We start from the raw sequence: 26,490 nt of genomic DNA, 5'->3' as shown, positions 1-26,490 counted from the left end.
GCATGGCAACCAGAATGGGCGACGTGGACGACAAGAGCCTCACCGAGAACAGTGCCGGAACCAACCGTACGAGCCTGTGGGGCGGGCGGTTCGCCGGCGGACCCGCCGAGGCCCTGGCCCGGCTGTCGGTCAGCGTGCAGTTCGACTGGCGCCTCGCCCCGTACGACATCGCCGGCTCCCGCGCGCACGCCCGGGTCCTGGCCGGCGCGGGCCTGCTCGACCCCGAGGAGCTGGGGAGGATCCTGGCCGCGCTGGACGACCTGGAGGCCGCCTGCGCCTCCGGCGCGTTCCGCCCCACCGTCGACGACGAGGACGTGCACACCGCCCTCGAGCGGGGCCTGCTGGAACGACTCGGCAGCCTCGGCGGCAAGCTGCGCGCCGGCCGGTCCCGCAACGACCAGGTCGCCACGGACCTGCGCCTCTACCTGCGCGACCACGCCCGGGGCGTGGCGGCCCGGCTGGTGGAGCTGGCCGACGCCCTGGTCGAGCAGGCCGGGCGGCACGTCGACACCGCCGCCCCCGGCATGACCCACCTGCAGCACGCCCAGCCGGTCACCTTCGGGCACTGGCTGCTGGCCCACGTGCAGCCGCTGCTGCGCGACCTGGCCCGGCTGCGTGACTGGGACCACCGGGCCGCGGTCAGCCCGCTCGGCGCCGGCGCGCTGGCCGGCTCCGGCCTGCCGCTGGACCCGGTCGCGGTCTCCAAGGAGCTGGGCTTCCGCACGTCCTTCGCCAACTCGATGGACGCGGTCGCCGACCGGGACTTCGTCGCGGAGTTCCTGTTCGTCACCGCGATGATCGGGGTGCACCTGTCCCGCCTCGGCGAGGAGGTGGTGCTCTGGACGTCGCAGGAGTTCGGCTGGGTCGAGCTGGACGACGCGTTCGCCACCGGCTCGTCGATCATGCCGCAGAAGAAGAACGCGGACATCGCCGAGCTGGCCCGGGGCAAGTCCGGCCGGCTGGTCGGTGGCCTGATGAGCGTGCTCACCATGCTCAAGGGCCTGCCGATGACGTACGACCGGGACATGCAGGAGGACAAGGAGCCGGCCTTCGACGCGGTCGACACCCTGGAGCTGCTGCTGCCGGCCCTCGCCGGGATGATCTCCACGATGACGGTACGCGTCGACCGCCTCGTCGCCGCCGCGCCGGTGGGCTTCTCCCTCGCCACCGAGGTCGCCGACTGGCTGGTGCGCCGGGGCGTGCCGTTCCGCGACGCCCACGAGATCACCGGCGGGCTGGTGGCGCTCTGCGTCGCCCGGGACTGCGCCCTCGACGAGGTCTCCGACGACGACCTTTCGGCCGTCAGCGAGCACCTCGACCCGTCGGTGCGGGACGTGCTGTCGGTGCGCTCCGCCCTCGCCGCGCGGACCACGCCGGGCTCCACCGGCCCCGGGCCGGTCGCCGACCAGCTCGCCGCCGCCGCCGACCAGCTCGCCGGCTGGCGGGAGTGGGCCGCCGAGCGGGTCGTGCCCCGCTGACGGCCCCACGCCGGGCCGGCCCCTCGGCCGGCCCGGCGCCGCCGTCAGGGCACCGCCGGGCGTTCCCGCTTCGGCAGCTTCGCCACCACCGCCTCGTACGAGCCGTCGACGGCCTCGCGCAGCTCGTCGTCCGGGATCGCCCCGTCCAGGCGCAGGCTGTTCCACCCCGACCGCCCGATGTACGCCGACGGGACCGCGTCGTCCGGGAACCGGTGCAGCCACTCGTCGGCCACCTCTCGGGTCGGGCCGCATTTCACGCCCGCCCGGTTGCCGGTCTCCGAGCCGAGGAAGGCGAAGATCCTGCTGCCGACCTTCACCACCACGTCGCCCTCCCACGGCTGGTCGAGCCAGGCACCCGGCTTCGCCAGGCAGTACGCCAGCATGTCCGCGCGCTCCATCACGCCTCCTGTTCCGCGTCGGCACCGCCGCCGAGGCGGCCGGTGAGTCGTTCGTAGCGCTGCCGGGCGGCCTGCGCCGTGCCGAGGCCCAGCCCGTACGCGATCGCCTGCCAGGTCAGCCCCCGGTCCCGGGCGAGCCGCAGCAGCCCCGCCTCCAGGGCGTCCACCTCGGCCCGGACGTGCGGAACGAGGGTGAGCGCGGCGACCAGGTCGGCCGAGTCCACCGGCTCCTCGTCGGGCGCGTGCTCGGCGCCGCCGGCGGCCAGCGCGGTCACCAGGGCCACGGCCTCGTACGGGTCCGGCACGTACGGGTGGGCGTGGCGCCTCCGGCGCGTGTCGTCGGCCGCGTGTCGCTCGGTTATCCGGGCGAGGGCGGCGTGAGTGCGGTGCGCCCGGGCGCGCCCGGCGTCCGGCGCCGTGAACAGGTTCTGCTCCGGTGCGGTCATCGTCCGATCCCACCATGGGAACAAAAGGTTGTCAACGAAACGTTCAATTCTTGCGTCCTTGACTTATATAAGCTCATCCTGAAATGCTCCTCGGCGAGGAGAAGGGGGATACTATGATCAAGGTGGCCGTCACCAGCGTTTTCGTCGACGACCAGGAGAAGGCGAAGGGCTTCTACACCGGCGTGCTCGGCTTCGCCGTCAAGCACGACGTCCCGCTCGGCGGGGACGCCCGCTGGCTCACCGTCGTCTCGCCCGCCGACCCCGAGGGCGTCGAGCTGCTGCTGGAGCCGAACGGCACGCCGATCGCGCAGACGTACCAGCGCGGCGTGCGCGAGGCCGGCCTCCCCGTGATCATCCTCGCGGTGGACGACCTGGCGAAGGAGCACGAGCGGCTCACCGGACTCGGCGTCCGGTTCACCGCCCCGCCCACCCAGACCGGCCCGGTGCTCTCGGCGATCCTCGACGACACCTGCGGCAACCTGGTCAGCCTCCAGCAGCCGCTCGGCTGAGCCGACGGACTCGACGATCAAGAGGTTTCTGTCACGCCGCGCCGGTGCCCTGACGCAAGCCTCTTGATCGTCGCCGAGAAGGGGGGCGGCCGGCCGGATAGGGTCGGGGGTGAGCCGTGCCGTCCCGCCGCCCCGCCCCGCGCCGGCAGAGGCGCCCGGCCCGGACCTCGCCGCGCTGGCCGACCTGCTCGCCGGCCCGGTGGTCCCGGCCGCCCGCGGCCTGCTCGGCGGCCGGCTGTCCGCCGGCGGCGTCACCGTCCGGATCACCGAGGTCGAGGCGTACGCGGGGACGGCCGGTGATCCCGCCTCGCACGCGCACCGGGGGCGTACGCCGCGCAACGCGGTGATGTTCGGTCCGGCCGGGCACGCCTACGTCTACTTCACCTACGGCATGCACTGGTGCGTGAACGTGGTCACCGGGCCGGACGGGGAGGCCTCCGCCGTGCTGCTGCGGGCGGGCGAGGTGGTCGAGGGCGTGGACGTCGCGCGCGCCCGGCGCCCCGCCGTACGCCGGGACGTCGACCTCGCCCGCGGCCCGGCCCGGCTCTGCGCCGCCCTGGGCATCGACCGGGCGGCGTACGGGAGCCACCTGCTGGGCGACGGGCCGGTGCGGCTGCGCCCGGCGGTGGAACCGGTGCCCGAGGCGGCCGTCGCGGCCGGCCCCCGGGTCGGCGTGACCGGCGCCCACGACGTGCCGTGGCGGTTCTGGGTCGCCGGCGACCCCACCGTCAGCGCGTACCGCCGGCACGTGCCCCGCGCCGCCCGGCGCTGACCCCGGCCCGCCCGCCCGCCCGCCGCGCCGGCCCGCCCGCCCGCCGCGCCGGCCCGCCCGCCGGGCCCGCCCGCCCGCCGCGCCGGCCCGCCCGCCGGGCCCGCCCGCCCGCCGCGCCGGCCCGGGCGGCCATGGCGGCGACATGGGGCGGTCGCGGGCGGCCGGATCCCGCCATGTCGTCGCCATGGCGAAACCCGGCGCCGACCCCGACCGACGGAATAGTTGACCGCTGCGGCAGGCCCTCGACACCGTCGCCGGGGCCGACGGCCTCGTCGCGGTCACCCCGATCTTCAACGCCTCGTACAACGGGCTGTTCAAGTCGTTCTTCGACGTGCTCGACTCGGGCGCGCTGGTGGACCGGCCCGTGCTCGTCGCCGCCACCGGCGGCACGGCCCGGCACTCCCTGGCGCTGGAGCACGCGGTCCGGCCGATGTTCGCGTACCTGCGCGCGGTGGTCGTGCCCACGGCCGTCTTCGCCGCGCCCGAGGACTGGTCGGGCGGCACCGCCGACGGCGCGCTGCGCCGCCGGATCGTCCGGGCCGCGGGGGAGCTGGCAGAGCAGGTACGCCTGCGCCCGCCCGCCGCCCCGCCGGACCCGTTCGCGCTGACCACCAGCTTCGACGAGCTGCTCGCCGGCAACGACCCGGCCTGACGGTGCCGATCGGCCGGCGTCAGTCGGCGTCAGTCGGCGTCAGTCGGTGTCGCCGGCGTACCCGTGGGCGACCAGCACCGGGCAGTGGGCGTGCCGCACCACCGCCTGGGTGACCGAGCCGAGCAGCAGGCCCGCGAAACCGCCCAGCCCCCGGCTGCCGACCACCACCAGCTCCGCCCGGCGGGACTCCGCCACCAGGCTGGCCGCCGGGCCGCCGGCGACCTGGCTCGCGGCCACGTCGAGGCCGGGCCAGCGCCCGCGCAGCTCGTCCGCCGCCTCCTCGAGCATCCGCTGCGATCCCGCAGGCGGCGCGGGCACCCCAGGTCGTACGGGTCGACGAGCACGCCGTAGCCGAGCGGGTGCAGATCGCCGTGCACCAGCAGCAGGGGGCGGGACCGCCACCTGGCGGCCCGCGCCGCGTGCTCGGCGGCGAGTCGAGACCCTCGACAGCGGGGACGGAGACGGTGACCGTGGGAGGTGCGGAAACCGGCACAGCGCACGGGACCAGCGCCGCCCCGGACCAGCGCCGCCCAGGCGGGGTGCTCGGCTGGTAGTGGCTGTTCCCGCCGTACCGATGGTTCGGGGCGGGTCGCCGTGACCTCTCGCCCGCGCCCCGCCTGACGATCAAGAGGTTTGCGTCCCGTCCGGCCCGGAACCTGACGCAAACCTCTTGATCGACTCCGCCGGTAGAGGCGGGGCTCGGGTGTGGAAGCGGGGCGGGTAGCCTGCGGCGGTGACCGCCGAGGACCTGCGCCTGCGCCCCGTGCGCGACGACGACCTGCCGCACTTCTTCGCCTTCGAACAGGACCCGGAGGCCAACTGGATGGCCGCCTTCGGCCCCGCCGACCCGACGGACCGGGCGGCGTTCGAGGCGCACTGGCGGCGCATCCGCGCCGACCCGAGGATCGTCACCCGCACGATCACCGTCGACGGCGCGGTCGTCGGCCACGTCGCCGCGTTCCCCGTCGACGAGCGGACCGAGGTCAGCTACTGGATCGACCGCGCCCGCTGGGGCCGCGGCTACGCCACCCGGGCACTCGCCGCGCTGCTGGCCGAGCAGCCCCAGCGCCCGGTGCACGCCCGCGCCGCGAAGGACAACGCCGCCTCCCTCGCCGTCCTGCGCAAGTGCGGCTTCGTCTTGTGCGGCGAGGACAAGGGGTACGCCAACGGCCGCGGCGCCGAGGTCGAGGAGTACGTCCTCGAACTCGCCGACCGGTGACCGCGGCGCCCGATCCGCCACCGTGCCCCGTCCCGCCGTGCGCCCGGCCCCGGAGGCGCGCTGAGCTGCGGGGCACTACCCTCGCAGGGTGAACTGGCTGGACATGATCGGCTGGACCGGCTCCGCGCTGCTGGTCTGGTCCCTGCTGCAGGCGCGCATCCTCCGGCTGCGCGCGCTCAACCTCGTCGGCTGCCTCGTGCTGATCGGCTACAACGCCGCCCTCGCGGTCTGGCCGATGGTCGGGCTGAACGTCGTCCTCGCCGTGATCAACCTGTGGTATCTGCGGGGGATGCTCGCCACCCGGCACGACGCGCAGACATACCAGGTCGTCGAGGTCGGCGTCGACGACCAGTTCCTCGCCCACATCCTGCGGGTGCACGCCGCCGACATCGCCCGGTTCGACCCCGGTCTCCGGCTCGACCAGCACACCGAACGGCGCTCGGCGTTCCTCGTCCTGCGCGCCGACGAGGTCGTCGGCGTGGTGCTCGCCCGCGCCGAGGGCGAGACCGCCCAGGTCGACCTGGACTACGTGACCCAGCGGTTCCGCGACTTCACCCCCGGCGAGTTCGTGTACCGGCGCAGCAGCCTCTTCACCGACCGCGGGTTCCGCCGGGTGGTCAGCCCGCCCGGCATGGTCGCCCCCTACTACCACCGGCTCGGCTTCCGCCCCGAGGGCGGCTCGTACGCGCTCGACCTCCCGCTGCCCGCGGCGGCCTGACCGGCGCCCGGCGGAGGGAGGATTCGCCCGACCGTCCGCTGGGCACAGACAGCCCTGCCACCCGGGACCCTCCGGGCGGTGCCGCCGGTCGCACCCGGCCGCGGCCGTCCTGGTGCGGAGGAGTGAACCGGGCGTGCAGAGCTACTGGAGCCAACTGGCCCTGGTCGGAGTCCTGGTCGTCCTCAACGCGATCTTCGCCGGCAGCGAGATGGCGCTGGTGTCCCTGCGGGACAGCCAGGTGCAGCGGCTGGAACGCGTCAGCCGGGCCGGCCGGGTGCTCGCCCGCCTGGCCCGGGACCCGAACCGCTTCCTCGCCACCATCCAGATCGGCATCACCCTCGCCGGCTTCCTCGCCTCCGCCGCCGCGGCGGTCTCCCTGGCCAAGCCGCTCGTGCCGCTGCTCGGGGCGTTCGGCGGGGCCGCCGAGACCGTCGCCGTCGTGGCGGTCACCCTGGTCCTGACGTTCGTCACCCTGGTCTTCGGCGAGCTGGCCCCGAAGCGGATCGCGATGCAGTCCGCCGAACGTTGGGCGCTGCTGGTCGCCCGCCCACTGGACCTGCTCGCCACCGGAACCCGGCCGGCCGTCTGGGCGCTCGGCGCCACGAGCGACCTGGTGGTGCGGATGGTCGGGCTCGACCCGAGGCCGGAGCCCGACGAGATCGGGCCGGACGAGCTGCGGGACATCGTCGCCGGCAACCACGGCTTCACCAAGGAGCAGCGGACGATCATCGCCGGCGCGGTGGAGATCGCCGATCGGCGGCTGCGCGCCGTGCTCGTACCCCGGTTGCAGGTCTTCACACTCGACAGCGGGACCACGGCCGCGGACGCCCGGCTGCTGCTCGCCGCGACCGGGCACTCCCGCGCGCCGGTCGTGCGCCACGGCGGCCTCGACGACGCGGTCGGTGTGATCCACCTGCGCGACCTCGTCGGGGTGCCCGACGACCGGCCGGTCGACGAGTGTGCCCGCCCGCCGATGCTCCTGCCCGACTCGCTGCCGGTCGTCGACGCGCTGCGCCAGTTCAAGGCCGAACGCCAGCACATCGCCCTGGTCGTCGACGAGCGCGGTGCGGTCGACGGGATCGTCACCCTGGAGGACATCCTGGAGGAGATCGTCGGCGAGATCTACGACGAGACCGACCGGGACGTGCGCGCCGTGCGCACCGAGGCCGACGGCGCCCTGCTGCTGCCCGGCACGTTCCCGGTGCACGACCTGCCGGACGTCGGCGTCGAGCTGCCCGCCCGCCCCACCGGCGACTACACCACGATCGCCGGCCTGGTGCTCACCCTGCTCGGCCACATTCCCACCGTTCCCGGCGAGGACGTCACCATCCACGGATGGCGCCTGGAGGTCGCCGCGATCGACCACCGTGCGATCACCGCCGTACGGGTGCGCCGCGCCCCGCACCCGGCGCGGAGCCCCGGCGGCGGCGCCGCACCGCTGCTCGACCCGGCCCGAGGGTGACGCCGGCGGCTGGTCCGGGCCGGCGGCGCGGCCCCGGCGGCGGTCGGCGAACGACGGCTCAGTCCGGGCCGCCGCCCGGCGGGCCGGACGGGAAACCGGGCACCGGGGGAACCAGCCGGACCAGGTCGGCCGGCACCTGCCGGGTGCTTCGGGCGAGCAGCCCGGCCACGCCGCGGATCAGCCACGGCCCGGACGGGTGCCGCTCCGCCCCGATCAGCCGCCCGCTCACCCGGCTGTACCAGTGCCGGGCGACCACCAGGTCCGTCAGCCGCAGCCGCCCGTCCGGCCCCCCGCGCACCACCAGGTCCACCACCCGCCCCAGCCGCCGGCCCTGCGGGTCGTACGCCGTGCGACCGAGCAGCTCACCGGCTCGCACGGCCCGCCCCCGGGATCCGCTCGATCAGATGCCGGCGCAGCCACGTCTCGACGGGGGAGCAGGGCAGCTCGTCCAGCGGCACCCGCAGCCGCACCGCGCTGTCCACCCGATCCACCATCTCGTACGGGATGCGCAGCGGGCCTGCCGGCGGGTCCTCGGCGAACCGCTCCGCCACCGCCACCAGCAGCCGCCCGATCCGCCCGCCGATCCGCTGTCCCAGCGCCACCTGCCCGGTCAGCAGCGCGTGCACGTACGGCACGCCGTCGGCGTCCGCGGCGAACTCGACGTCGTCCACCTTCCCCACCAGCAGCCCGTCGCGGTCGACGATCTGCCGGTCCAGCAGCCGGCCGCCGAGCTGGAGTCTCACCGTCCCATCCCCGTCGCCACCGCCAGCGGGATCGCCGCCACCGACGCGACGACGATCACCAGCAGGAACACCGACCCGAGCAGGTTCACCAGCCGGCCGTTGACCCGGTCGCCCAGGTACGTCCGGTCGTTCGCCACGATCAGGATCGGCAGGTACGTCAGGGGCAGCACCACCGCGCTGAGCACCAGCATGTACTCGGTGAGCTGGATCGGGTCGACGGTGGTGAGCAGCATCAGCACGCCGAGCAGCACGCTGACCAGCAGCACGCTGTGGAACCTGGCCGCCTCCCGCGGCCGGACCCACTTGCCCCACTGCCAGCCGAAGTACTGTGCCGCCGCGTACGCGGCCGACAGCCCGGTCTCCAGGGCGGCGCCGAAGGTCACCGCGAAGAACGCGAGCGCCGCCACCGCCAGGCCGACGCCCCCGAACGCGAGCACCACCGGGTGCGCCACCTGTGCGAGGGAGTCCAGCGTCACCCCCTCCGGGTGGAACACCACCGCCGCGGTGGCGACCAGCGACAGGGCGAGAAACCCGCCGACCGGGAAGCCGACCAGCACGCTGGACCGGGCGTTGGCCAGGTCCGCACTGCCCCAGCGCTCCTCCACCCCGCCGGAGGAGAAGAAGAACACCTCGTACGGGCTGACCGTCGAGGCGAACAGCGCCACCGCCACGAACCAGTACGCCCCCCAGCCGTGTCCCGCCGCGCCGCCGTGCACCACCCCCGGCCCAGCGCCGCCCAGTCGGTCGGCAGCCAGAGCAGCGCCACGGCGAACACCACCAGGGCCAGCCCGGCGAGCCCGAACACCCGCTCCATGACCTGGAACCCGACCCGCCAGAGCACGAGCCAGACCGCGAGGGCGGCGACCGGCACCCAGATCAGGTAGCTCAGCCCGGAGGCCAGCTGCAGGGCCAGCGCCACCCCGCCGAGCTCCGCCGCCAGCGTCAGCACGGTCACCAGGTACGACGCCACCAGGTTGAGCAGCGCCACCCGCGGCCCCAGCCGCTCCCGCACCAGGTCGAACACCGCCCGCCCGCTGACCGCCGCGATCCGCCCGGCCATCTCCGCGTACGCGCAGATGCCGACCACCCCGAGCAGCAACACCCAGGCGTGCGCCATGCCGAAGCGGGCGCCCGCCTGGCTCGCCGCCACCAGGTCACCGACGTCCACGAAGCCGCCCACGGCGGAGAGGATGCCGAGCGTGGCGGCGAGGAGCCTCCTCACGCCGGATGCGGGTCGGGTCGTCTCATCGCCGCGACCCTAACCGGTGAAACCGCCGTTTTCGCCCGGAACCGGGCATCCGGTGGATGCTCAGGCGGGGGCGAGGTTCTGCAGCCGGACCTGCCCCCGCGACACCAGCCGCCCCGCCTCGTCGGCGATCTCCACCTGCCACAGCTGCTGGCTGCGGCCCCGGTGCACCGGGGTGCCGACCGCGGTCAGCTCGCCCTCGCGAACCGCGCGCAGGAAGTCCGTCTGGTTGGACACCCCGACGACCCGGCCCTTGTCGCCGAGCCAGAGCGCCCCGCCGATGCTCGCCGCCGTCTCCACCACCGCGCAGTACACCCCGCCGTGCTGGATCCCGTACGGCTGGTGCAGCTCGGGGCGGACCCGCCACCGGATGACGACCCTGTCTCCACCCACCTCGTCGAACTCGAGGCCGAGCAGGGCCACGAACCCACCGGTCAGGTTCGACATCTCCACGACGGCTCCTCCTCGCGTCCGCGCAGCGGGCCCAGCCTAACGGCAGTGCTCAGAGCGAAACCGGGTGCGGCCCACCCCCGGCGATGGGGGAGAATCGGTGACCGTGACCGACAGCAGCCCCCCGCCGTCCGGGCGGGACTCCCTGACCGAAGACCTGCGGTGGCGCGGCCTGATCCAGGACTCGACCGGCCCCGACGAGCTGCGCGCGCTGCTCGACGGCAGCGCCGCCACCTTCTATGTGGGCTTCGACCCGACGGCGGCCAGCCTGCACGTCGGCCACCTCATGCAGGTCATCACCGCCCGCCGGCTCCAGCTCGCGGGGCACCGACCGCTGCTGCTCGTGGGCGGGGCCACCGGGCAGATCGGTGACCCGAAGGAGAGCGCCGAGCGGTCGCTCAACCCGCCCGAGGTGGTCGCCGGCTGGGTGGCCCGCATCCGCGAGCAGCTCGCGCCCTTCGTCTCGTACACGGGCGAGAACGCCGCGCACCTGGTCAACAACCTGGACTGGACCGGCGAGATGTCGGTCGTCGAGTTCCTCCGGGACGTCGGCAAGCACTTTCCGGTGAACAAGATGCTGGCCCGGGAGGTCGTGAAGGCCCGGCTGGAGAGCGGCATCAGCTTCACCGAGTTCAGCTACCAGCTCCTCCAGGCCAACGACTTCTACGAGCTGCACCGCCGGCACGGCTGCCAGCTCCAGTTCGGCGGCTCCGACCAGTGGGGCAACATCACCGCCGGCGTGGACTTCGTCCGCCGCCGCGGCGCCGGCCCGGTGCAGGCGTTCGTCACCCCGCTGGTGACCAAGGCCGACGGCACCAAGTTCGGCAAGACCGAGGGCGGCGCGGTCTGGCTCGACCCGGAGCTGACCAGCCCGTACGCGTTCTACCAGTTCTGGCTCAACGCCGACGACCGGGACGTGACCCGCTACCTGCGCTACTTCAGCTTCCGCTCGCGGGAGGAGATCGAGGACCTGGAGAAGGAGACGGCCGAGCGTCCCCAGGCCCGGCTCGCCCAGCGGGCCCTCGCCGAGGAGTTGACCTCGCTCGTGCACGGCGAGCGCGAGATGGCCCAGGCCGTGGTGGCCAGCCAGGCGCTCTTCGGCCGCGGCTCGCTGGACGACCTCGCCCCGGAGACGCTGCGGGCCGCGCTCACCGAGGCCGGCCTGGTCCACGTCGCCCAACTGCCCGACGTGGCCGGCCTGCTGAAGGAGTCGGGCCTGGTCCCGAGCACGAAGGAGGCCCGGCGGGTCATCGCCGAGGGCGGCGCGTACGTGAACAACCGCAGGATCGCCGAGGTCGACGCGACGGTGGGCCCGGAGGACCTGCTGCACGGCCGGTACCTGGTGCTGCGCCGCGGCAAGAAGTCGTTCGCCGGGGTGGAGCTGCGCGGATAGGGCCGTACGGCGACGTGTGACGCGGGACGCCCCCGCCGGATTTGACGATCAATCCGGCGGGGGCGTAACTTTTCTACTGCCAGCGCGGAACGGACGAAACGGGGCGAAAGCCCTGGGAGGCCGGGCGCGGGAATGGGCTTCCGGGTCGCGGGGTTGCACCTCGCGGACCCGGCCGGGCGGGGCCCCGGATCCACCGGAGGGTGGATTTGGCGGGGCGGAGCCGACCGGGTATGGTTCATCGCCGGTGGGGAACCGGGCGGCCTTGCGGGTTACCGCGGCGGCCGGCCTGCCGGAAGTCATGGAGCAAATACGGCGGCAGCCGTTTCGTGTCCATGGCGCCCGTGATTCGGGTGGAAGCGGGTCAGATCGGGAGGTTCCGGTTTGACAGGGCGGAAACCGGCGGGTAACGTAGTAAAAGTGCCCGGCGCGGGAGCGGCGGGTGCGGGACGAGATGCCCCGGCTGGTGGTCCTCCTGATGGGGGGTTGTTGGTTGGTGTGTGGTTGTTCTTTGAGAACTCAACAGGGTGCTTGATAAGCCAGTGCCAATTATGATTTACCCCCGCGCTGGTCGAGCTTTGGTTCGGCTGGTGTGGATTCCTTTGGCAACATTTTTGTTGTCAGGATGATTTTCCAAGTTTTTGTTGGAGAGTTTGATCCTGGCTCAGGACGAACGCTGGCGGCGTGCTTAACACATGCAAGTCGAGCGGAAAGGCCCTTCGGGGTACTCGAGCGGCGAACGGGTGAGTAACACGTGAGCAACCTGCCCTAGGCTTTGGGATAACCCTCGGAAACGGGGGCTAATACCGAATATTACTGCTGGCCGCATGGCTGGTGGTGGAAAGTTTTTCGGCCTGGGATGGGCTCGCGGCCTATCAGCTTGTTGGTGGGGTGATGGCCTACCAAGGCGACGACGGGTAGCCGGCCTGAGAGGGCGACCGGCCACACTGGGACTGAGACACGGCCCAGACTCCTACGGGAGGCAGCAGTGGGGAATATTGCACAATGGGCGGAAGCCTGATGCAGCGACGCCGCGTGAGGGATGACGGCCTTCGGGTTGTAAACCTCTTTCAGCAGGGACGAAGCGCAAGTGACGGTACCTGCAGAAGAAGCGCCGGCCAACTACGTGCCAGCAGCCGCGGTAAGACGTAGGGCGCGAGCGTTGTCCGGATTTATTGGGCGTAAAGAGCTCGTAGGCGGCTTGTCGCGTCGACTGTGAAAACCCGCGGCTCAACTGCGGGCCTGCAGTCGATACGGGCAGGCTAGAGTTCGGTAGGGGAGACTGGAATTCCTGGTGTAGCGGTGAAATGCGCAGATATCAGGAGGAACACCGGTGGCGAAGGCGGGTCTCTGGGCCGATACTGACGCTGAGGAGCGAAAGCGTGGGGAGCGAACAGGATTAGATACCCTGGTAGTCCACGCTGTAAACGTTGGGCGCTAGGTGTGGGGGGCCTCTCCGGTTCCCTGTGCCGCAGCTAACGCATTAAGCGCCCCGCCTGGGGAGTACGGCCGCAAGGCTAAAACTCAAAGGAATTGACGGGGGCCCGCACAAGCGGCGGAGCATGCGGATTAATTCGATGCAACGCGAAGAACCTTACCTGGGTTTGACATCGCCGGAAATCCTCCAGAGATGGGGGGTCCTTCGGGGCCGGTGACAGGTGGTGCATGGCTGTCGTCAGCTCGTGTCGTGAGATGTTGGGTTAAGTCCCGCAACGAGCGCAACCCTCGTTCGATGTTGCCAGCGCGTTATGGCGGGGACTCATCGAAGACTGCCGGGGTCAACTCGGAGGAAGGTGGGGATGACGTCAAGTCATCATGCCCCTTATGTCCAGGGCTTCACGCATGCTACAATGGCCGGTACAATGGGCTGCGATACCGTGAGGTGGAGCGAATCCCAAAAAGCCGGTCTCAGTTCGGATCGGGGTCTGCAACTCGACCCCGTGAAGTCGGAGTCGCTAGTAATCGCAGATCAGCAACGCTGCGGTGAATACGTTCCCGGGCCTTGTACACACCGCCCGTCACGTCACGAAAGTCGGCAACACCCGAAGCCGGTGGCCCAACCCGTAAGGGAGGGAGCCGTCGAAGGTGGGGCTGGCGATTGGGACGAAGTCGTAACAAGGTAGCCGTACCGGAAGGTGCGGCTGGATCACCTCCTTTCTAAGGAGCACCATCCGTCGAAGGACGGTATGGAGCCCGCGACCTGCGAATGTCGGGTCGGGGTGCTCGATGGCGGAGACACTGGTGAGTTCGATCCTGGCAACGGCTACGACGCCTGGTACGGCCACTTCGGTGGTGTGGAACGGTTGGTTGTGGTGCGGCTGGGGAGGATGGATAGCACCCTGTTGGGTCCTGAAGGAACAACCGTGGGTTGTTTCTTTCGGAGCCTTGGCCAGGACGTGAGTTCTGGGGGCTGCCAGGCATGGCCTGGTCTCGCATACCGTCGACGTGTGTCGGGCTGGTGTGGGGCTGTGGGTTGTGGGTTGGTCGTTTGTTGAGAATTGCACAGTGGACGCGAGCATCTTTGTGGTCAAGTTGTCAAGGGCGAACGGTGGATGCCTTGGCACCAGGAGCCGATGAAGGACGTGGGAGGCCGCGATAGGCCTGGGGGAGCTGTCAACCGAGCTGTGATCCCAGGGTGTCCGAATGGGGAAACCTGGCATCAGTCATGTGATGTCACCTGCACCTGAACACATAGGGTGTATGGGGGGAACGCGGGGAAGTGAAACATCTCAGTACCCGTAGGAAGAGAAAACAACATGTGATTCCGTGAGTAGTGGCGAGCGAAAGCGGATGTAGGCTAAACCGGTTGCGTGTGATACCTGTCAGGGGTTGCGTGGTCGGGGTTGTGGGACCCTGCGAGGTGGGCTGACAACCACCTGAGGAGTTACAAAGCCAGTTGCTAGCCGAACAGTCTGGGAAGGCTGACCGTAGGCGGTGAGAGTCCGGTAGGTGAAAGTGGCTGGTCTTCTGTGGGTGTTCCCGAGTAGCGGCGGACTCCTGTAATCTGCCGTGAATCTGCCAGGACCACCTGGTAAGCCTAAATACTTCCTGGTGACCGATAGCGGACGAGTACCGTGAGGGAATGGTGAAAAGTACCCCGGGAGGGGAGTGAAATAGTACCTGAAACCGTTCGCCTACAATCCGTCGGAGCCTTGCGGGGTGACGGCGTGCCTTTTGAAGAATGAGCCTGCGAGTTAGTGGCATGTGGCGAGGTTAACCCGTGTGGGGGAGCCGTAGCGAAAGCGAGTCTGAATAGGGCGTTTGAGTCGCATGCTCTAGACCCGAAGCGGAGTGATCTAGCCATGGGCAGGCTGAAGCGCGGGTAAGACCGCGTGGAGGGCCGAACCCACCAACGTTGAAAAGTTGGGGGATGACCTGTGGTTAGGGGTGAAAGGCCAATCAAACTCCGTGATAGCTGGTTCTCCCCGAAATGCATTTAGGTGCAGCGTCGTGTGTTTCTTGCCGGAGGTAGAGCACTGGATGGTCTAGGGGGCCCACAAGCTTACCGAAATCAGCCAAACTCCGAATGCCGGTAAGTGAGAGCGCGGCAGTGAGACTGCGGGGGATAAGCTTCGTAGTCGAGAGGGAAACAGCCCAGATCACCAGCTAAGGCCCCTAAGCGTGTGCTAAGTGGAAAAGGATGTGGGGTCGCATAGACAACCAGGAGGTTGGCTTAGAAGCAGCCACCCTTTAAAGAGTGCGTAATAGCTCACTGGTCAAGTGGTTCCGCGCCGACAATGTAGCGGGGCTCAAGCACACCGCCGAAGCTGTGGCATTCACATTTTTACTTCGCCAGGTCTTGATATCTGGTGCAGGTGTGTGGATGGGTAGGGGAGCGTCGTGCCGGGGGTGAAGCGACGGGGTGACCTAGTCGTGGACGCGGCACGAGTGAGAATGCAGGCATGAGTAGCGAATGAAGGGTGAGAAACCCTTCCGCCGGATGACCAAGGGTTCCAGGGCCAGGCTAATCCGCCCTGGGTGAGTCGGGACCTAAGGCGAGGCCGAGAGGCGTAGTCGATGGACAACGGGTTGATATTCCCGTACCCGCGAAAGAGCGTCCCTGATGAACCTTGCTGTGCTAACCACCCAAGCCATCCAAGACCTTCGGGTTGAGGGTGGGGAGCGTGGGATCCTGGTGGGTAGTAGTCAAGCGATGGGGTGACGCAGGAAGGTAGCTGAGCCCGGCCGGTGGTTGTGCCGGGGTAAGCGTGTAGGCCGTGCTGTAGGCAAATCCGCAGCACATGTGGGCTGAGACGTGATGCCGAGCCGATTCAGGTGAAGTCAGTGATCCTATGCTGCCGAGAAAAGCCTCTAGCGAGTTCTGAGCGGCCCGTACCCCAAACCGACACAGGTGGTCAGGTAGAGAATACCGAGGCGATCGGGCGAACTGTGGTTAAGGAACTCGGCAAATTGCCCCCGTAACTTAGGGAGAAGGGGGGCCGGAGACGTGAAGCCCCTTGCGGGTGGAGCGTTGTATGGCCGCAGAGAGCAGGGGGAAGCGACTGTTTACTAAAAACACAGGTCCATGCGAAGAAGTAATTCGATGTATATGGACTGACGCCTGCCCGGTGCTGGAACGTTAAGGGGACCTGTTAGCTCCTTTGGGGGCGAAGCGGAGAACTTAAGCGCCAGTAAACGGCGGTGGTAACTATAACCATCCTAAGGTAGCGAAATTCCTTGTCGGGTAAGTTCCGACCTGCACGAATGGCGTAACGACTTCCCCACTGTCTCAACCACAGGCCCGGCGAAATTGCATTACGAGTAAAGATGCTCGTTACGCGCGGCAGGACGGAAAGACCCCGGGACCTTTACTATAGCTTGACATTGGTATCTGAATTAGCTTGTGTAGGATAGGTGGGAGCCGGTGAAGTCCATACGCCAGTATGGGTGGAGGCATTGTTGAAATACCACTCTGGTTGATTTGGGTATCTAACTTCGGACCGTTATCCGGTTCAGGGACAGTGTCTGGTGGGTAGTTTAACTGGGGCGGTTGCCTCCTAAAGGGTAACGGAGGCGCCCAAAGGTTCCCTCAGCCTGGTTGGCAATCAGGTGTTGAGTGCAAGTGCACAAGGGAGCTTGACTGTGAGACTGACGGGTCGAGCAGGGACGAAAGTCGGGACTAGTGATCCGGCACTGGCATGTGGAAGCGGTGTCGCTCAACGGATAAAAGGTACCCCGGGGATAACAGGCTGATCTTCCCCAAGAGTCCATATCGACGGGATGGTTTGGCACCTCGATGTCGGCTCGTCGCATCCTGGGGCTGTAGCAGGTCCCAAGGGTTGGGCTGTTCGCCCATTAAAGCGGTACGCGAGCTGGGTTTAGAACGTCGTGAGACAGTTCGGTCCCTATCCGCCGTGCGCGTAGGATACTTGAGAAGGGCTGTCCCTAGTACGAGAGGACCGGGACGGACGAACCTCTGGTGTGCCAGTTGTCCCGCCAGGGGCACGGCTGGTTGGCTACGTTCGGAAGGGATAACCGCTGAAAGCATCTAAGCGGGAAGCCTGCTTCAAGATGAGGTATCCCACCCCTCTTTGAGGGGGTAAGGCCCCCAGCTAGACGACTGGGTTGATAGGCCGGAGATGTAAGCTCGGTAACGGGTTGAGTTGACCGGTACTAATAGGCCGAGGACTTGATTATCAAAGGTGCTACGCGTCCACTGTGTGATTCCCGACAAGCGAACAGCAGACCATGTTTTTGGTGTTGTTTGATATGTCGATAGTGTTACGGCGGTCATGGCGGAGGGGAAACGCCCGGTTACATTCCGAACCCGGAAGCTAAGCCCTCCAGCGCCGATGGTACTGCACTCGGGAGGGTGTGGGAGAGTAGGACACCGCCGGACATTCTTTCCAGTCGAGGGCCGCCCCAGCAGGGTCGGCCCTCGACTGCGTAGCGCCGGTCGCGGTGCAATCAGGAAGGATGTACCTGTGAGTTCAGGACCGCGGGACGGAGACCGTCCCCGTCGTTACGAAGACCGAACCGAGCGGAGCGGCGGCGCGCCACGTCGCGACGACCGCCAGCCGTACCGTGGCGACCGCGACGACCGGTCGCGCGATCAGCGCGGCGGTTACGGCGGTGGCCGGGATGGCGGCTACCGCGGCGGTGACCGCCGCGAGGGCGGCTTCCGCTCCCGGGACGACGCCCGGCCTGCCGGTGGTGGCTTCCGGCGTGACGGTGACACCCGTGAGGGTGGCTTCCGCGGCGGCGACCGCCGCGAGGGCGGCTTCCGCGGTGGTGACCGTGAGGGTGGCTTCCGCGGCGGCGAGCGCCGTGAGGGCGGCTTCCGCGGTGGTGACCGTGAGGGTGGCTCCCGTGGCGGCGAGCGCCGTGAGGGCGGCTTCCGCGGTGGTGACCGTGAGGGTGGCTCCCGTGGCGGCGAGCGCCGTGAGGGCGGCTTCCGCGGTGGTGACCGTGAGGGTGGCTCCCGTGGCGGCGAGCGCCGTGAGGGCGGCTTCCGCTCGGGTTCGCGTGAGGGCGGTTTCCGCCGCGAGGGTGATGGCCCGCGTGACGGTGGCTTCCGTGAGCGTCGCGAGGGCGGCTACCGCCGGGATGGTGAGGGCCGCCAGGGCGGGTTCCGGGGCGGTGACCGGGATGGTGGTTTCCGTGGCGGTGAGCGCCGTGAGGGCGGTTTCCGTGGTGGTGAGCGCCGTGAGGGCGGTTTCCGTGGTGGCGACCGCGAAGGCGGCGGTTTCCGTGGCGGTGAGCGCCGTGAGGGCGGTTTCCGTGGCGGTGACCGTGACGGTGGATTCCGTGGCGGTGACCGCCGTGAGGGCGGGTTCCGCGGTGGCGACCGCGAAGGCGGCGGTTTCCGCGGTGGCGACCGGCGTGAGGGCGGGTTCGGCGGCGAGCGCCGTGAGGGCGGCTTCCGCTCGGGTTCGCGTGAGGGCGGTTTCCGCCGCGAGGGTGATGGCCCGCGTGACGGTGGCTTCCGTGAGCGTCGCGAGGGCGGCTACCGCCGGGATGGTGAGGGCCGCCAGGGCGGGTTCCGCGGTGGCGACCGGGATGGTGGGTTCCGTGGCGGTGAGCGCCGTGAGGGCGGGTTCCGCGGTGGCGACCGTGACGGTGGTTTCCGTGGCGGTGAGCGCCGTGAGGGCGGCTTCCGCGGTGGTGACCGCGAGGGTGGGTTCCGTGGCGGTGACCGTGACGGTGGGTTCCGTGGTGGTGAGCGCCGTGAGGGCGGTTTCCGTGGTGGCGACCGCGAAGGCGGCGGTTTCCGTGGCGGTGAGCGCCGTGAGGGCGGTTTCCGTGGCGGGGACCGCGACGGTGGGTTCCGCGGCGGTGAGCGCCGTGAGGGCGGTTTCCGTGGTGGCGACCGCGAAGGCGGCGGTTTCCGCGGTGGCGACCGGCGTGAGGGCGGGTTCGGCGGTGAGCGCCGTGACGGCGGTTCCCGTGGCGGTGAGCGCCGCGAGGGCGGTTTCCGGGGCGGTGAGCGCCGTGAGGGTGGGTTCCGCGGTGAGCGGCCCGGTCAGGGTGAGCGCCGGGGCTTCGACGAGCGGCGCCGCGAGGGCGCTCCGCAGGACCGCCGGGAACGGGCCGAGACGGCCGGGGCTGACCGTGGGCCGGACGCTCCGGCGTTGCCCGACGAGATCGTCGCGACCGACCTGGACTCGACCGTCCGCGCCGAACTGCTGTCGCTGGCCAAGCCGGTGGCGGAGACCGTCGCCCGGCACCTGGTCGCGACCGGTCAGCTGATCGACGAGGACCCGGCGGAGGCGCTGGCGCACGCGCTGGCCGCCCGTCGGCTCGCGTCCCGGATCTCCGCCGTCCGCGAGGCGGTGGGGCTGGCCGCGTACCACGCGGGGGAGTGGCAGACGGCGATCGCCGAGCTGCGGACGTACCACCGGATGACCGGGCTGCAGAGCCACCTGGCCGTCCTGGCGGACTGCGAGCGGGCGCTGGGGCGCCCGGAGCGGGCGATCGACCTGTTCCGGGGTGCCGACCGGGAGAAGCTGGACAAGTCCGTGGCCATCGAGCTGCTGATCGTGTCCGCCGGGGCGCGCGGTGACCTGGGCCAGAAGGACGCCGCCGTGGCGATGCTCCAGGTCCGCGAGCTGACCAACGAGGCGACCGAGCCGTGGGCCGGTCGGCTCCGGTACGCGTACGCCGACGCGCTGCTCGCCGTGGGCCGGCGCGAGGAGGCCCGGGAGTGGTTCTCCCGGGCTGCCGAAGTCGACGCCGAGGGCGAGACGGACGCCGCCGAGCGGCTGCTGGAGCTCGACGGGGTGCTGATCGAGGGCGACGAGGACGAGGAGCCGGAGGAGATCGCCGCCGGGCCGGGCACCCCGGGCGCGGTGCCGGCCGAGCCGGACGCCGACCTCACGGGCCTAGCCGACCGGCCGGCGACCGAGGACGAGGCGCACCCCGACGAGCGGGGCCGGGACGACGTCGACGGGCCGGCGGCGGCTGGCGGCGAGGAGGACGGTGACCGGGACGGCGGGTACGCCGACGACCTGGCCGCCGACGAGCTGACCGACGACGCGGCCGCCACCCGTGCGGAGGCTGCGGAGCCGGCGGGCGCGGAGTCGGAAACGACTGACTCGGAGCGGCCCGCCGACTCCCGCTCCTCGGGCGCGGACCAGCGGTGACGCGGGACGCCGGGGGTCGGCTGGTTGACGGGTACTCGTTGGTCGTCTTCGACCTGGACGGGGTGATCTACCTGATCGACCGGCCGATTCCCGGCGCCGTGGAGGCGGTCGGCCGGCTGCATGCGGAGGGGCGGGCGGTCGTCTATGCCACGAACAACGCCTCGCGCCGTTCCAGTGAGGTCGCCGACCTGCTCACCGGGATGGGTGTGCCCGCCCGCCCGGAGGAGGTGCTGACGTCCGCGGCCGCCTCCGCCGAGCTGCTGCGGGACCGGCTGCCCGCCGGGGCCGCGGTCCTGGTCGTGGGGGCGGACGCGCTGCGCGCCGAGATCGCCGCCGTGGGGCTGCGACCCGTGTCGCGCGCCGACGAGTCCCCGGCCGCGGTGGTGCAGGGGTACGGTCCGCAGGTCGGCTGGGCGGAGCTGGCCGAGGCGTCCCTGGCGGTGCGGGCCGGCGCGCTGTGGATCGCCACGAACACCGACCGGACGCTGCCCAGTGGGCGGGGCCCGCTACCGGGCAACGGGTCCCTGGTGGCCGTGCTGCGGACCGCCCTGGACCGGGAGCCCGACGTGGTGGTCGGCAAGCCCGAGCCGGCGCTGTTCGGCACCGCCGCCCGGCGGGCGGGACAGGGACGCGCCCTGGTGGTGGGCGACCGGCTGGACACCGACATCGAGGGGGCGCGCCGCGCCGGCCTCGACAGCCTGCTGGTGCTGACCGGCGTCAGCGACGTGCCCGAGCTGCTCGCCGCCCCGCCGCAGCGCCGCCCGACGTACGTGTCCTGCGACCTGGCCGGGCTGTTCGACCCGGCGGCCGCGGTGCGGGTGCCCGGCGCGGCGGAGACGGGCGGCTGGTCCGTGACGGTGCGCGACGGCGGGCTGGAGCTGGCCGGGGCGGGCCGGACCCTGGACGCCCTCGCGGCGCTCTGCGCCGTCGGCTGGGCCGCCGGGGCTGGTCCGCGGGTGCGGCCCGCCTCGCCGGGGCCGGCGCGGCCCTGGCCGCCCTCGGCCTGGCCGGCTGACGCCTAGACCGCACCGTCGCGGGCGGGTCCAGATTCGACCGCACCGTCGCGGCCGGGTCCAGATTCGACCGCACCGTCGCGGCCGTGTTCAGAGCAGCTTGCGGAGCTTCATCAGGTCGAACGGGTTCGCCTTGATCGAGACCCGCCTGGACGCGACCGCGCGCGTGATGTCCAGCTCGCCACGGACGAGGGCCAGCAGGTCGTCGCTGCTGGTGCTCAGGGCGATCTTCGCCTTCGGGTCGTCGCCGTCGGCCAGGTCGACCAGGCACCCGTCGGCGAGGCGGCCGTGGAACGCGGTGTCCAGGTCGGTGATCCGGCAGGCCAGGGTCCGGTCCAGGTCGACGTGCTCCCGTACGGTCTCGGCGTTGCGCTCCAGCCGGCCGGCCAGTTCCTGCAACGCCTGCCGGCACTCGTCCACGCTGGCCACATCGTCTCCTCACGCACGCCACGCCCGTTCCCGGCACCGTACCGCAATGGGCGGCGCGGGGGGCCCGGTAGCGTGGCACCTGCAGATCCCACCCGTGGAAGGACTCAGGCATGCAGGACGCGTGGCGCGCCTACCTCGGACTGGCCATGGGCCTGACGGAGGCGCCCCGGAAGAAGGCCCGGGAGGTGGTCCGCCGGGCGGTCGGGTCCGGCGGGGCGACGGCCGCCCAGATCCAGGCGCTCGCCGAGGAACTGCTGTCCACCGGCCTGGCCAACCGGGAGGCGCTGACCAAGCTGGTCCGCTTCGAGGTGGACCGTGCGCTCGGCGTCGTGGGGCTGGCCACGGCCGACGAGGTGGCCGAGCTGACCCGCCGGGTGCGCGAGCTGGAGCGCCAGCTCCGGGAGGCCAAGGCCGGCCCGCCCGCCGCGAGCGGGGGAGCGCCCTCCGGCGGGCCCGCGACGGGAACCGCCGAGCCGGCGACGCCGCCCGGGTCCGCGACGGTGGCGAAGAAGACCGTGGCGAAGAAGACCGTGGCCAAGAAGGCGGTGGCGAAGAAGACCGTGGCCAAGAAGGCGGTGGCCAAGAAGACCGTGGCCAAGAAGGCGGTGGCCAAGAAGACCGTGGCCAAGAAGGCGATCGCCCGGAGGCCGCCCGCCACGATAAGCCGTACCGAGGACGGAGCGCCCGGCGCGGAGCCGACCCGGCCGGCGAAGAAGGCGCCGGGCCGCAGGCAGCAGCCGGGCGGCGCGGCGTGAGCGCGCCCGCGGTGCTCGGAGGGGGGCGGTGAGCGCCCCGTTCCGGCCGGGGCCGCCGCCGGGCGCGCGGCCCGTGCCGCCGCCCGGTCCCCGGCCCGCGCCGCCGCGGCCGGCCGCCGTCGGCGACGTCGAGGACGCCCGTCACCCGGCGGTCGACGCCGCCGTGCGGGCGATGGCCAACGCGGAGGCGCTCTCCCCGGCCGACCAGATCCCGCAGTACGAGGCGGCGTACCAGACGCTGCGGGAGACCCTCGCCACCATCGACCAGTCCTGACCCACCGGAGAACCACCCCATGGCACGTCGCAACCGGCTCGACGCCGAACTCGTCCGCCGCGGCCTGGCCCGATCCCGGGAGCAGGCCGCCGCGCTGGTCGAGGCCGGCCGGGTCCAGCTGCGTGGGGTCCAGGCCCGCAAGGCCGCCGCGCTGGTCGATCCCGCCGACCCGCTGCTGGTCACCGGCGCCGACCCCACCTCCGAGTACGTCTCCCGGGGCGGGCACAAGCTGGCCGGGGCGCTGGCCGCGTTCGCCCCGGGCGGGCTGCGGGTGGCCGGCCGGCGCTGCCTGGACGCCGGCGCCTCGACCGGCGGGTTCACCGACGTGCTGCTGCGCGCCGACGCCGCCGAGGTGGTCGCCGTCGACGTTGGCTACGGGCAGCTCGCCTGGTCGCTGCGCAACGACGAGCGGGTACGCGTTCTCGAGCGCACCAACGTCCGCACGCTGACCCCGGAGGTGATCGGCGGGCAGGTGGACCTGACGGTCGCCGACCTGTCGTTCATCTCGCTGCGGCTGGTGCTGCCGGCCCTGGCGGCCTGCACCAGCGCCGACGGCGACCTGGCGCTGATGGTGAAGCCCCAGTTCGAGGTGGGCAGGGAGCGGGTCGGCGCGGGCGGCGTGGTGCGGGACCCGGCGCTGCGCGCCGAGGCGGTGCTCGACGTGGCCGCCGCGGCGACCGACCTGGGTCTGGGCCTCGCCGACGTGACGGCGAGCCCGCTGCCGGGGCCGAGCGGGAACGTGGAGTTCTTCGTATGGTTACGCCGGGGCGCGGCGGCGGCCGACCCGGAGCGGGTGCGGGCCGTCGTGGCGGCCGGCCCGCAGGGTCCGATCCCGTCCGGAGACGTGTCGGACGCGGCCACGGAGGAGGTGGCAGGGTGAGTGCGAGGAGTGAGCTTGCGAGCCCCGCAGTCACGAACGGAAGGCGGCATCGGTGAGTGCGAGGAGTGAGCTTGCGAGCCCCGCAGTCACGAACGGAAGGCGGCATCGGTGAGTGCGAGGAGTGAGCTTGCGAGCCCCGCAGTCACGAACGGAAGGCGGCATCGGTGAGTGCGAGGAGTGAGCTCGCGAGGCTGGCGGGCGCTGCGGTCGCGAACGGCGGGCGGGCCCGGTGAGCCGTACCGCGCTGCTGGTGACGCACACCGGCCGGCGCCGCAGCACCGAGCACGCCCGGGCGGTCGCGGCGGACCTCATCGCCGCCGGGTTCGAGGTGCGGGTGGTGGCCGAGGAGGCGGAGGACCTGGACCTGCCCGGTGTGGTGCCGGTGACGGGTCTGGAGGCCGCCGAGGGGGCGGAGATCGTCTTCGCGCTGGGCGGGGACGGCACGTTCCTGCGGGCGGCGGAGCTGGCGCGTCCCGCCAAGGCTCCGCTGCTCGGCATCAACCTGGGCAAGGTCGGCTTCCTCGCCGAGGCGGAGATCGACGATCTGGACGTGGCGGTGCGCGACGTGGTCGGGCGCAACTACACCGTGGACGAGCGGCTGACCCTCGACGTGACCGCGGAGTTCGAGGGCGGCCCGACGATCGAGTCCTGGGCGCTCAACGAGATCAGCGTCGAGAAGGGCGAGCGGGCCCAGATGCTGGAGCTGCTCGTGGACGTCGACGGCCGGCCGCTGTCCCGGTACGGCTGCGACGGCGTGGTCTGCGCCACCCCGACGGGCTCCACCGCGTACGCGTTCTCTGGCGGCGGGCCGGTGGTGTGGCCGGAGGTGGAGGCGCTGCTGCTGGTGCCGATCAGCGCGCACGCGCTGTTCAGCCGACCGCTGGTCACCGCGCCCACCTCGACGTTCTCCATCACGGTCGACCCGTTCACCACCCTCGCCGTGCTCTCGTGCGACGGGCGGCGCGTCTACGACCTGCCGCCCGGGGCCCGGGTGACGGTGCGCCGGGGCGCGCTGCCGGTGCGGGTGGTCCGGCTGCGGGCGCGGCCGTTCACCGACCGGCTGGTGGCGAAGTTCGGGCTGCCGGTCCACGGCTGGCGGGGCGGCCGCAGGTGAGCGGGGCTCTTCCGCCGGCCGGCCGCAGGTTGGTGGCTTCTCCCCGGCGGCGGGGCGGCGCTGACGGTCGGGTCCGCGCCGGACGCGGGCCGGGCCGGTCGGCACGGACGTCACCGCGCCCCGGCCGCGCCGGCTGGTCAACTGTCGGGGCCCGCGTCTAGTGTCGGGTGCTGTGCTGGAGGAGCTGCGCATCACCGGACTGGGCGTCATCGAGGACACGACTCTCCCGTTGGCCGGCGGGATGAACGTGATCACCGGCGAGACCGGCGCCGGCAAGACCATGGTGGTCACCGGTCTCGGCCTGCTCTTCGGCGGCCGGGCCGACGCGGGCCGGGTCCGGGCGGAGCCGGGCCGGGCGGTGGTCGAGGGGCGGTTGCGGCTCGACGGCCGGGTGGCCGCCGCGGTGCACGCCCGGGTGACGGACGCCGGCGGTGAGCCCGACGAGGACGGCTCGCTGCTGCTGAGTCGCACGGTGACGGTGGAGGGGCGGTCCCGGGCGCACGTCGGCGGGCGCAGCATGCCGGTGGCCATGCTCGGCGAGGTCGGCGAGCAGGTGGTGGCGGTGCACGGCCAGTCCGACCAGCTGCGCCTGCTGCGCCCGGCGGAGCAGCGGGCCGCGCTGGACCGGTTCGCCGGCCCGGAGCACGAGAAGCTGCTCGAGGCGCTGCGGGAGGCGCACACGCGGTGGCGGACGGTGGTCGACGACCTGGCCGACCGGCGGCGCAACGCCCGGCAGCGCAACCAGGAGGCCGACCTGCTCCGGCTGGGGCTGGACGAGATCAGCCGGGTCGACCCGCAGCCGGGGGAGGACGACGAGCTGCGGGCGGAGGCGCAGCGCCTGGAGCACGCCGAGGGGCTGCGCACGGCCGCACAGACGGCGTACCAGTGCGTGGCCGGCGGCGCGGAGCCGACCGACGAGACGCCGGACGCGACCTCGCTGCTCGGGCTGGCTCGACGCACCCTGGAGGCGCAGGCCGGCACCGACGCGTCCCTGGGCGACCTCGCGGCCCGGCTGGAGGAGGCGGCGACCCTGGTCGCCGACGTCTCCGCGGAGCTGTCGACGTATCTGGACGCCCTCGACGCGGATCCGGCGCGGCTGCAGGCGATCTACGAGCGACGGGCGGCACTGCGGGCGTTGACCCGCAAGTACGCCGACGACGTCGACGGGGTGATCGCCTGGGCGGAGCGGGCGCGCACCCGACTGTCCGACCTGGACACGTCCGACGACCTGCTCGACGAGCTGGACCGGGAGGCGTCCCGGCTGGCCGCCGAGGTGGCCGAGCTGGCCGGGCGGGTGTCGGTGTCCCGGCAGGAGGCGGCGACCCGGTTCGCCGAGCAGGTCACCGTCGAGCTGGCGGGGCTGGCCATGCCGCACGCCCGGGTGGAGGTGGCGGTGCTGCCCCGGCCGGCGGGCCGGGCCGAGCCGAGCCTGCCGGTCAACGGCGTCGAGGTCGGCGTGGGCCCGGACGGCGGCGACGAGGTGGAGCTGCGGCTGCTGGCCCACCCGGGCGCCCCGGCGCTGCCGCTGCAGCGGGGCGCCTCCGGCGGTGAGCTGTCCCGGGTGATGCTCGCCATCGAGGTGGTGTTCGCCGGGTCGGGCGGCCCGCCCACCCTGGTCTTCGACGAGGTCGACGCGGGGGTCGGCGGCCAGGCGGCGGTGGAGATCGGCCGCCGGCTGGCCCGGCTGGCCCGTAGCCACCAGGTGCTGGTGGTCACCCACCTGCCGCAGGTGGCCGCGTTCGCCGACCGGCACCTCGTGGTGGCGAAGGACACGGGCGGCGCGGTGACCACGAGCGGGGTGCGGGTGGTGGAGGACACCGAGCGGGCCCGTGAGCTGGCCCGGATGCTGGCGGGTTTGCCGGACTCGGATCTGGGTATCGCCCACGCGGAGGAGCTACTGGCCGTGGCGGCTCGGGAGCGGCGGCCCTGACCGCGGGCGATTGTGAGCGCAAGCACACCG

At 71.7% G+C, this 26,490-nt stretch carries 22 protein-coding genes, 3 rRNA genes and 3 pseudogenes; 18 read left to right on the top strand and 10 right to left on the bottom strand.

Features of this window, described 5'->3' with window-relative positions:
• Positions 1-14: 14 nt before the first annotated feature.
• On the top strand, positions 15-1,478 hold the full coding sequence (gene argH / locus JD77_RS30725) for an argininosuccinate lyase (RefSeq protein ID WP_145777864.1): 1,464 nt from the start codon (positions 15-17) through the stop codon (positions 1,476-1,478).
• 44 nt (positions 1,479-1,522) lie between these two features.
• Here argH and JD77_RS30720 read toward each other — a convergent pair whose 3' ends face one another.
• Positions 1,523-1,876, bottom strand: a complete 354-nt coding sequence (locus JD77_RS30720) for an MmcQ/YjbR family DNA-binding protein (RefSeq protein WP_145777268.1) — start codon at positions 1,874-1,876, stop codon at positions 1,523-1,525.
• Positions 1,876-2,322, bottom strand: coding sequence for a DNA-binding protein (locus JD77_RS30715; RefSeq protein ID WP_145777267.1), 447 nt, complete (start codon positions 2,320-2,322; stop codon positions 1,876-1,878). Before JD77_RS30715 ends, JD77_RS30720 begins: the two co-directional genes overlap by 1 nt.
• Positions 2,323-2,438: 116 nt before the next feature.
• Between JD77_RS30715 and JD77_RS30710 the strand changes: the two genes are divergently transcribed.
• From JD77_RS30710 to JD77_RS30700, 3 genes and pseudogenes are all read left to right on the top strand, one after another.
• A complete protein-coding gene (locus JD77_RS30710; RefSeq protein WP_211372881.1) occupies positions 2,439-2,831 on the top strand; it encodes a VOC family protein in 393 nt (130 codons plus the stop codon).
• Positions 2,832-2,940: 109 nt separating this feature from the next.
• Positions 2,941-3,603 (top strand): DNA-3-methyladenine glycosylase, encoded by a 663-nt coding sequence (locus JD77_RS30705; protein ID WP_145777265.1) that lies wholly within the window; start codon positions 2,941-2,943, stop codon positions 3,601-3,603.
• A 229-nt stretch (positions 3,604-3,832) separates the two neighbouring features.
• A pseudogene (locus JD77_RS30700) lies at positions 3,833-4,255 on the top strand (CE1759 family FMN reductase); the annotation flags it as partial.
• A 69-nt stretch (positions 4,256-4,324) separates the two neighbouring features.
• Here the strand turns inward: JD77_RS30700 and JD77_RS33115 are convergent.
• Positions 4,325-4,755: pseudogene (locus JD77_RS33115) on the bottom strand (universal stress protein); the annotation flags it as partial.
• A 233-nt stretch (positions 4,756-4,988) separates the two neighbouring features.
• On the opposite strand from JD77_RS33115, the gene JD77_RS30690 reads away from it, so the two are divergent.
• The 3 genes from JD77_RS30690 (at position 4,989) to JD77_RS30680 (ending at position 7,654) form a co-directional block, all read left to right on the top strand.
• Positions 4,989-5,474 carry a GNAT family N-acetyltransferase gene (locus JD77_RS30690; RefSeq protein ID WP_145777264.1) on the top strand — a complete coding sequence of 162 codons (486 nt, stop codon included), beginning with the start codon at positions 4,989-4,991 and terminating at the stop codon, positions 5,472-5,474.
• A gap of 88 nt (positions 5,475-5,562) precedes the next feature.
• The gene (locus JD77_RS30685) at positions 5,563-6,192 is read left to right on the top strand and encodes a YgjV family protein (RefSeq protein ID WP_145777263.1); all 630 of its coding nucleotides are present in this window, start codon (positions 5,563-5,565) and stop codon (positions 6,190-6,192) included.
• 133 nt (positions 6,193-6,325) lie between these two features.
• Positions 6,326-7,654, top strand: a complete 1,329-nt coding sequence (locus JD77_RS30680; protein WP_145777262.1) for a hemolysin family protein — start codon at positions 6,326-6,328, stop codon at positions 7,652-7,654.
• 58 nt (positions 7,655-7,712) lie between these two features.
• Here the strand turns inward: JD77_RS30680 and JD77_RS30675 are convergent, their stop codons facing one another.
• From JD77_RS30675 to JD77_RS30660, 5 genes and pseudogenes are all read right to left on the bottom strand, one after another.
• Positions 7,713-8,030, bottom strand: a complete 318-nt coding sequence (locus JD77_RS30675) for a PRC-barrel domain containing protein (protein WP_145777261.1) — start codon at positions 8,028-8,030, stop codon at positions 7,713-7,715.
• A complete protein-coding gene (locus JD77_RS30670; protein ID WP_145777260.1) occupies positions 8,017-8,397 on the bottom strand; it encodes a hypothetical protein in 381 nt (126 codons plus the stop codon). Before JD77_RS30670 ends, JD77_RS30675 begins: the two co-directional genes overlap by 14 nt.
• The gene (locus JD77_RS34955) at positions 8,394-9,026 is read right to left on the bottom strand and encodes a divalent metal cation transporter (protein WP_281292155.1); all 633 of its coding nucleotides are present in this window, start codon (positions 9,024-9,026) and stop codon (positions 8,394-8,396) included. Before JD77_RS34955 ends, JD77_RS30670 begins: the two co-directional genes overlap by 4 nt.
• 140 nt (positions 9,027-9,166) lie before the next feature.
• Positions 9,167-9,514, bottom strand: a pseudogene (locus JD77_RS34950) (divalent metal cation transporter); the annotation flags it as partial.
• 192 nt (positions 9,515-9,706) lie between these two features.
• Complete coding sequence (locus tag JD77_RS30660; protein ID WP_211372880.1) at positions 9,707-10,090, bottom strand: PaaI family thioesterase; 384 nt, start codon at positions 10,088-10,090, stop codon at positions 9,707-9,709.
• 109 nt (positions 10,091-10,199) lie between these two features.
• On the opposite strand from JD77_RS30660, the gene tyrS reads away from it, so the two are divergent.
• From tyrS to rrf, 4 genes are all read left to right on the top strand, one after another.
• A complete protein-coding gene (gene tyrS / locus JD77_RS30655) occupies positions 10,200-11,486 on the top strand; it encodes a tyrosine--tRNA ligase (RefSeq protein ID WP_145777863.1) in 1,287 nt (428 codons plus the stop codon).
• Between the two features lie 638 nt (positions 11,487-12,124).
• A 16S ribosomal RNA gene (locus tag JD77_RS30650) occupies positions 12,125-13,640 on the top strand.
• A 368-nt stretch (positions 13,641-14,008) separates the two neighbouring features.
• Positions 14,009-17,120, top strand: a 23S ribosomal RNA gene (locus tag JD77_RS30645).
• A gap of 85 nt (positions 17,121-17,205) precedes the next feature.
• Positions 17,206-17,322: ribosomal RNA gene (gene rrf / locus JD77_RS30640) — 5S ribosomal RNA — on the top strand.
• Together the 16S, 23S and 5S rRNA genes form the textbook arrangement of a ribosomal RNA operon.
• A 91-nt stretch (positions 17,323-17,413) precedes the next feature.
• Here rrf and JD77_RS30635 read toward each other — a convergent pair.
• Complete coding sequence (locus JD77_RS30635; protein ID WP_145777258.1) at positions 17,414-19,150, bottom strand: hypothetical protein; 1,737 nt, start codon at positions 19,148-19,150, stop codon at positions 17,414-17,416.
• Here JD77_RS30635 and JD77_RS30630 point away from each other — a divergent pair.
• Complete coding sequence (locus JD77_RS30630) at positions 19,109-20,065, top strand: Replicase polyprotein 1ab (protein WP_246141367.1); 957 nt, start codon at positions 19,109-19,111, stop codon at positions 20,063-20,065. The two genes, JD77_RS30635 and JD77_RS30630, sit on opposite strands and share 42 nt — an antisense overlap.
• Positions 20,062-21,087 (top strand): HAD-IIA family hydrolase, encoded by a 1,026-nt coding sequence (locus JD77_RS30625; RefSeq protein WP_145777257.1) that lies wholly within the window; start codon positions 20,062-20,064, stop codon positions 21,085-21,087. Before JD77_RS30630 ends, JD77_RS30625 begins: the two co-directional genes overlap by 4 nt.
• Positions 21,088-21,168: 81 nt before the next feature.
• On the opposite strand, the gene JD77_RS30620 is transcribed toward JD77_RS30625, so the two are convergent.
• Positions 21,169-21,507 carry an SCP2 sterol-binding domain-containing protein gene (locus JD77_RS30620; protein WP_145777256.1) on the bottom strand — a complete coding sequence of 113 codons (339 nt, stop codon included), beginning with the start codon at positions 21,505-21,507 and terminating at the stop codon, positions 21,169-21,171.
• Positions 21,508-21,617: 110 nt separating this feature from the next.
• Here JD77_RS30620 and JD77_RS30615 point away from each other — a divergent pair, with 110 nt between their 5' ends.
• The 5 genes from JD77_RS30615 (at position 21,618) to recN (ending at position 26,460) form a co-directional block, all read left to right on the top strand.
• Positions 21,618-22,262: a histone H1-like repetitive region-containing protein gene (locus JD77_RS30615; RefSeq protein ID WP_145777255.1), complete on the top strand. Its 645-nt coding sequence runs from the start codon at positions 21,618-21,620 to the stop codon at positions 22,260-22,262.
• Positions 22,263-22,290: 28 nt separating this feature from the next.
• Entirely contained in the window at positions 22,291-22,536 is a 246-nt protein-coding gene (locus JD77_RS30610) for a hypothetical protein (protein ID WP_145777254.1), read from the top strand.
• Between the two features lie 19 nt (positions 22,537-22,555).
• On the top strand, positions 22,556-23,416 hold the full coding sequence (locus JD77_RS30605) for a TlyA family RNA methyltransferase (RefSeq protein WP_145777253.1): 861 nt from the start codon (positions 22,556-22,558) through the stop codon (positions 23,414-23,416).
• A 229-nt stretch (positions 23,417-23,645) separates the two neighbouring features.
• Positions 23,646-24,530: an NAD kinase gene (locus tag JD77_RS30600; protein WP_145777252.1), complete on the top strand. Its 885-nt coding sequence runs from the start codon at positions 23,646-23,648 to the stop codon at positions 24,528-24,530.
• Between the two features lie 172 nt (positions 24,531-24,702).
• Positions 24,703-26,460 (top strand): DNA repair protein RecN, encoded by a 1,758-nt coding sequence (recN, locus tag JD77_RS30595; RefSeq protein ID WP_145777251.1) that lies wholly within the window; start codon positions 24,703-24,705, stop codon positions 26,458-26,460.
• Positions 26,461-26,490: the final 30 nt, after the last annotated feature.

Origin of the sequence: Micromonospora olivasterospora (assembly GCF_007830265.1) — a bacterium.
Classification (GTDB): Bacteria; Actinomycetota; Actinomycetes; order Mycobacteriales; family Micromonosporaceae; genus Micromonospora; species Micromonospora olivasterospora.
The sequence above is the reverse complement of the archived record's forward strand: the minus strand, read 5'-3'. Positions and strand labels throughout refer to the sequence as shown.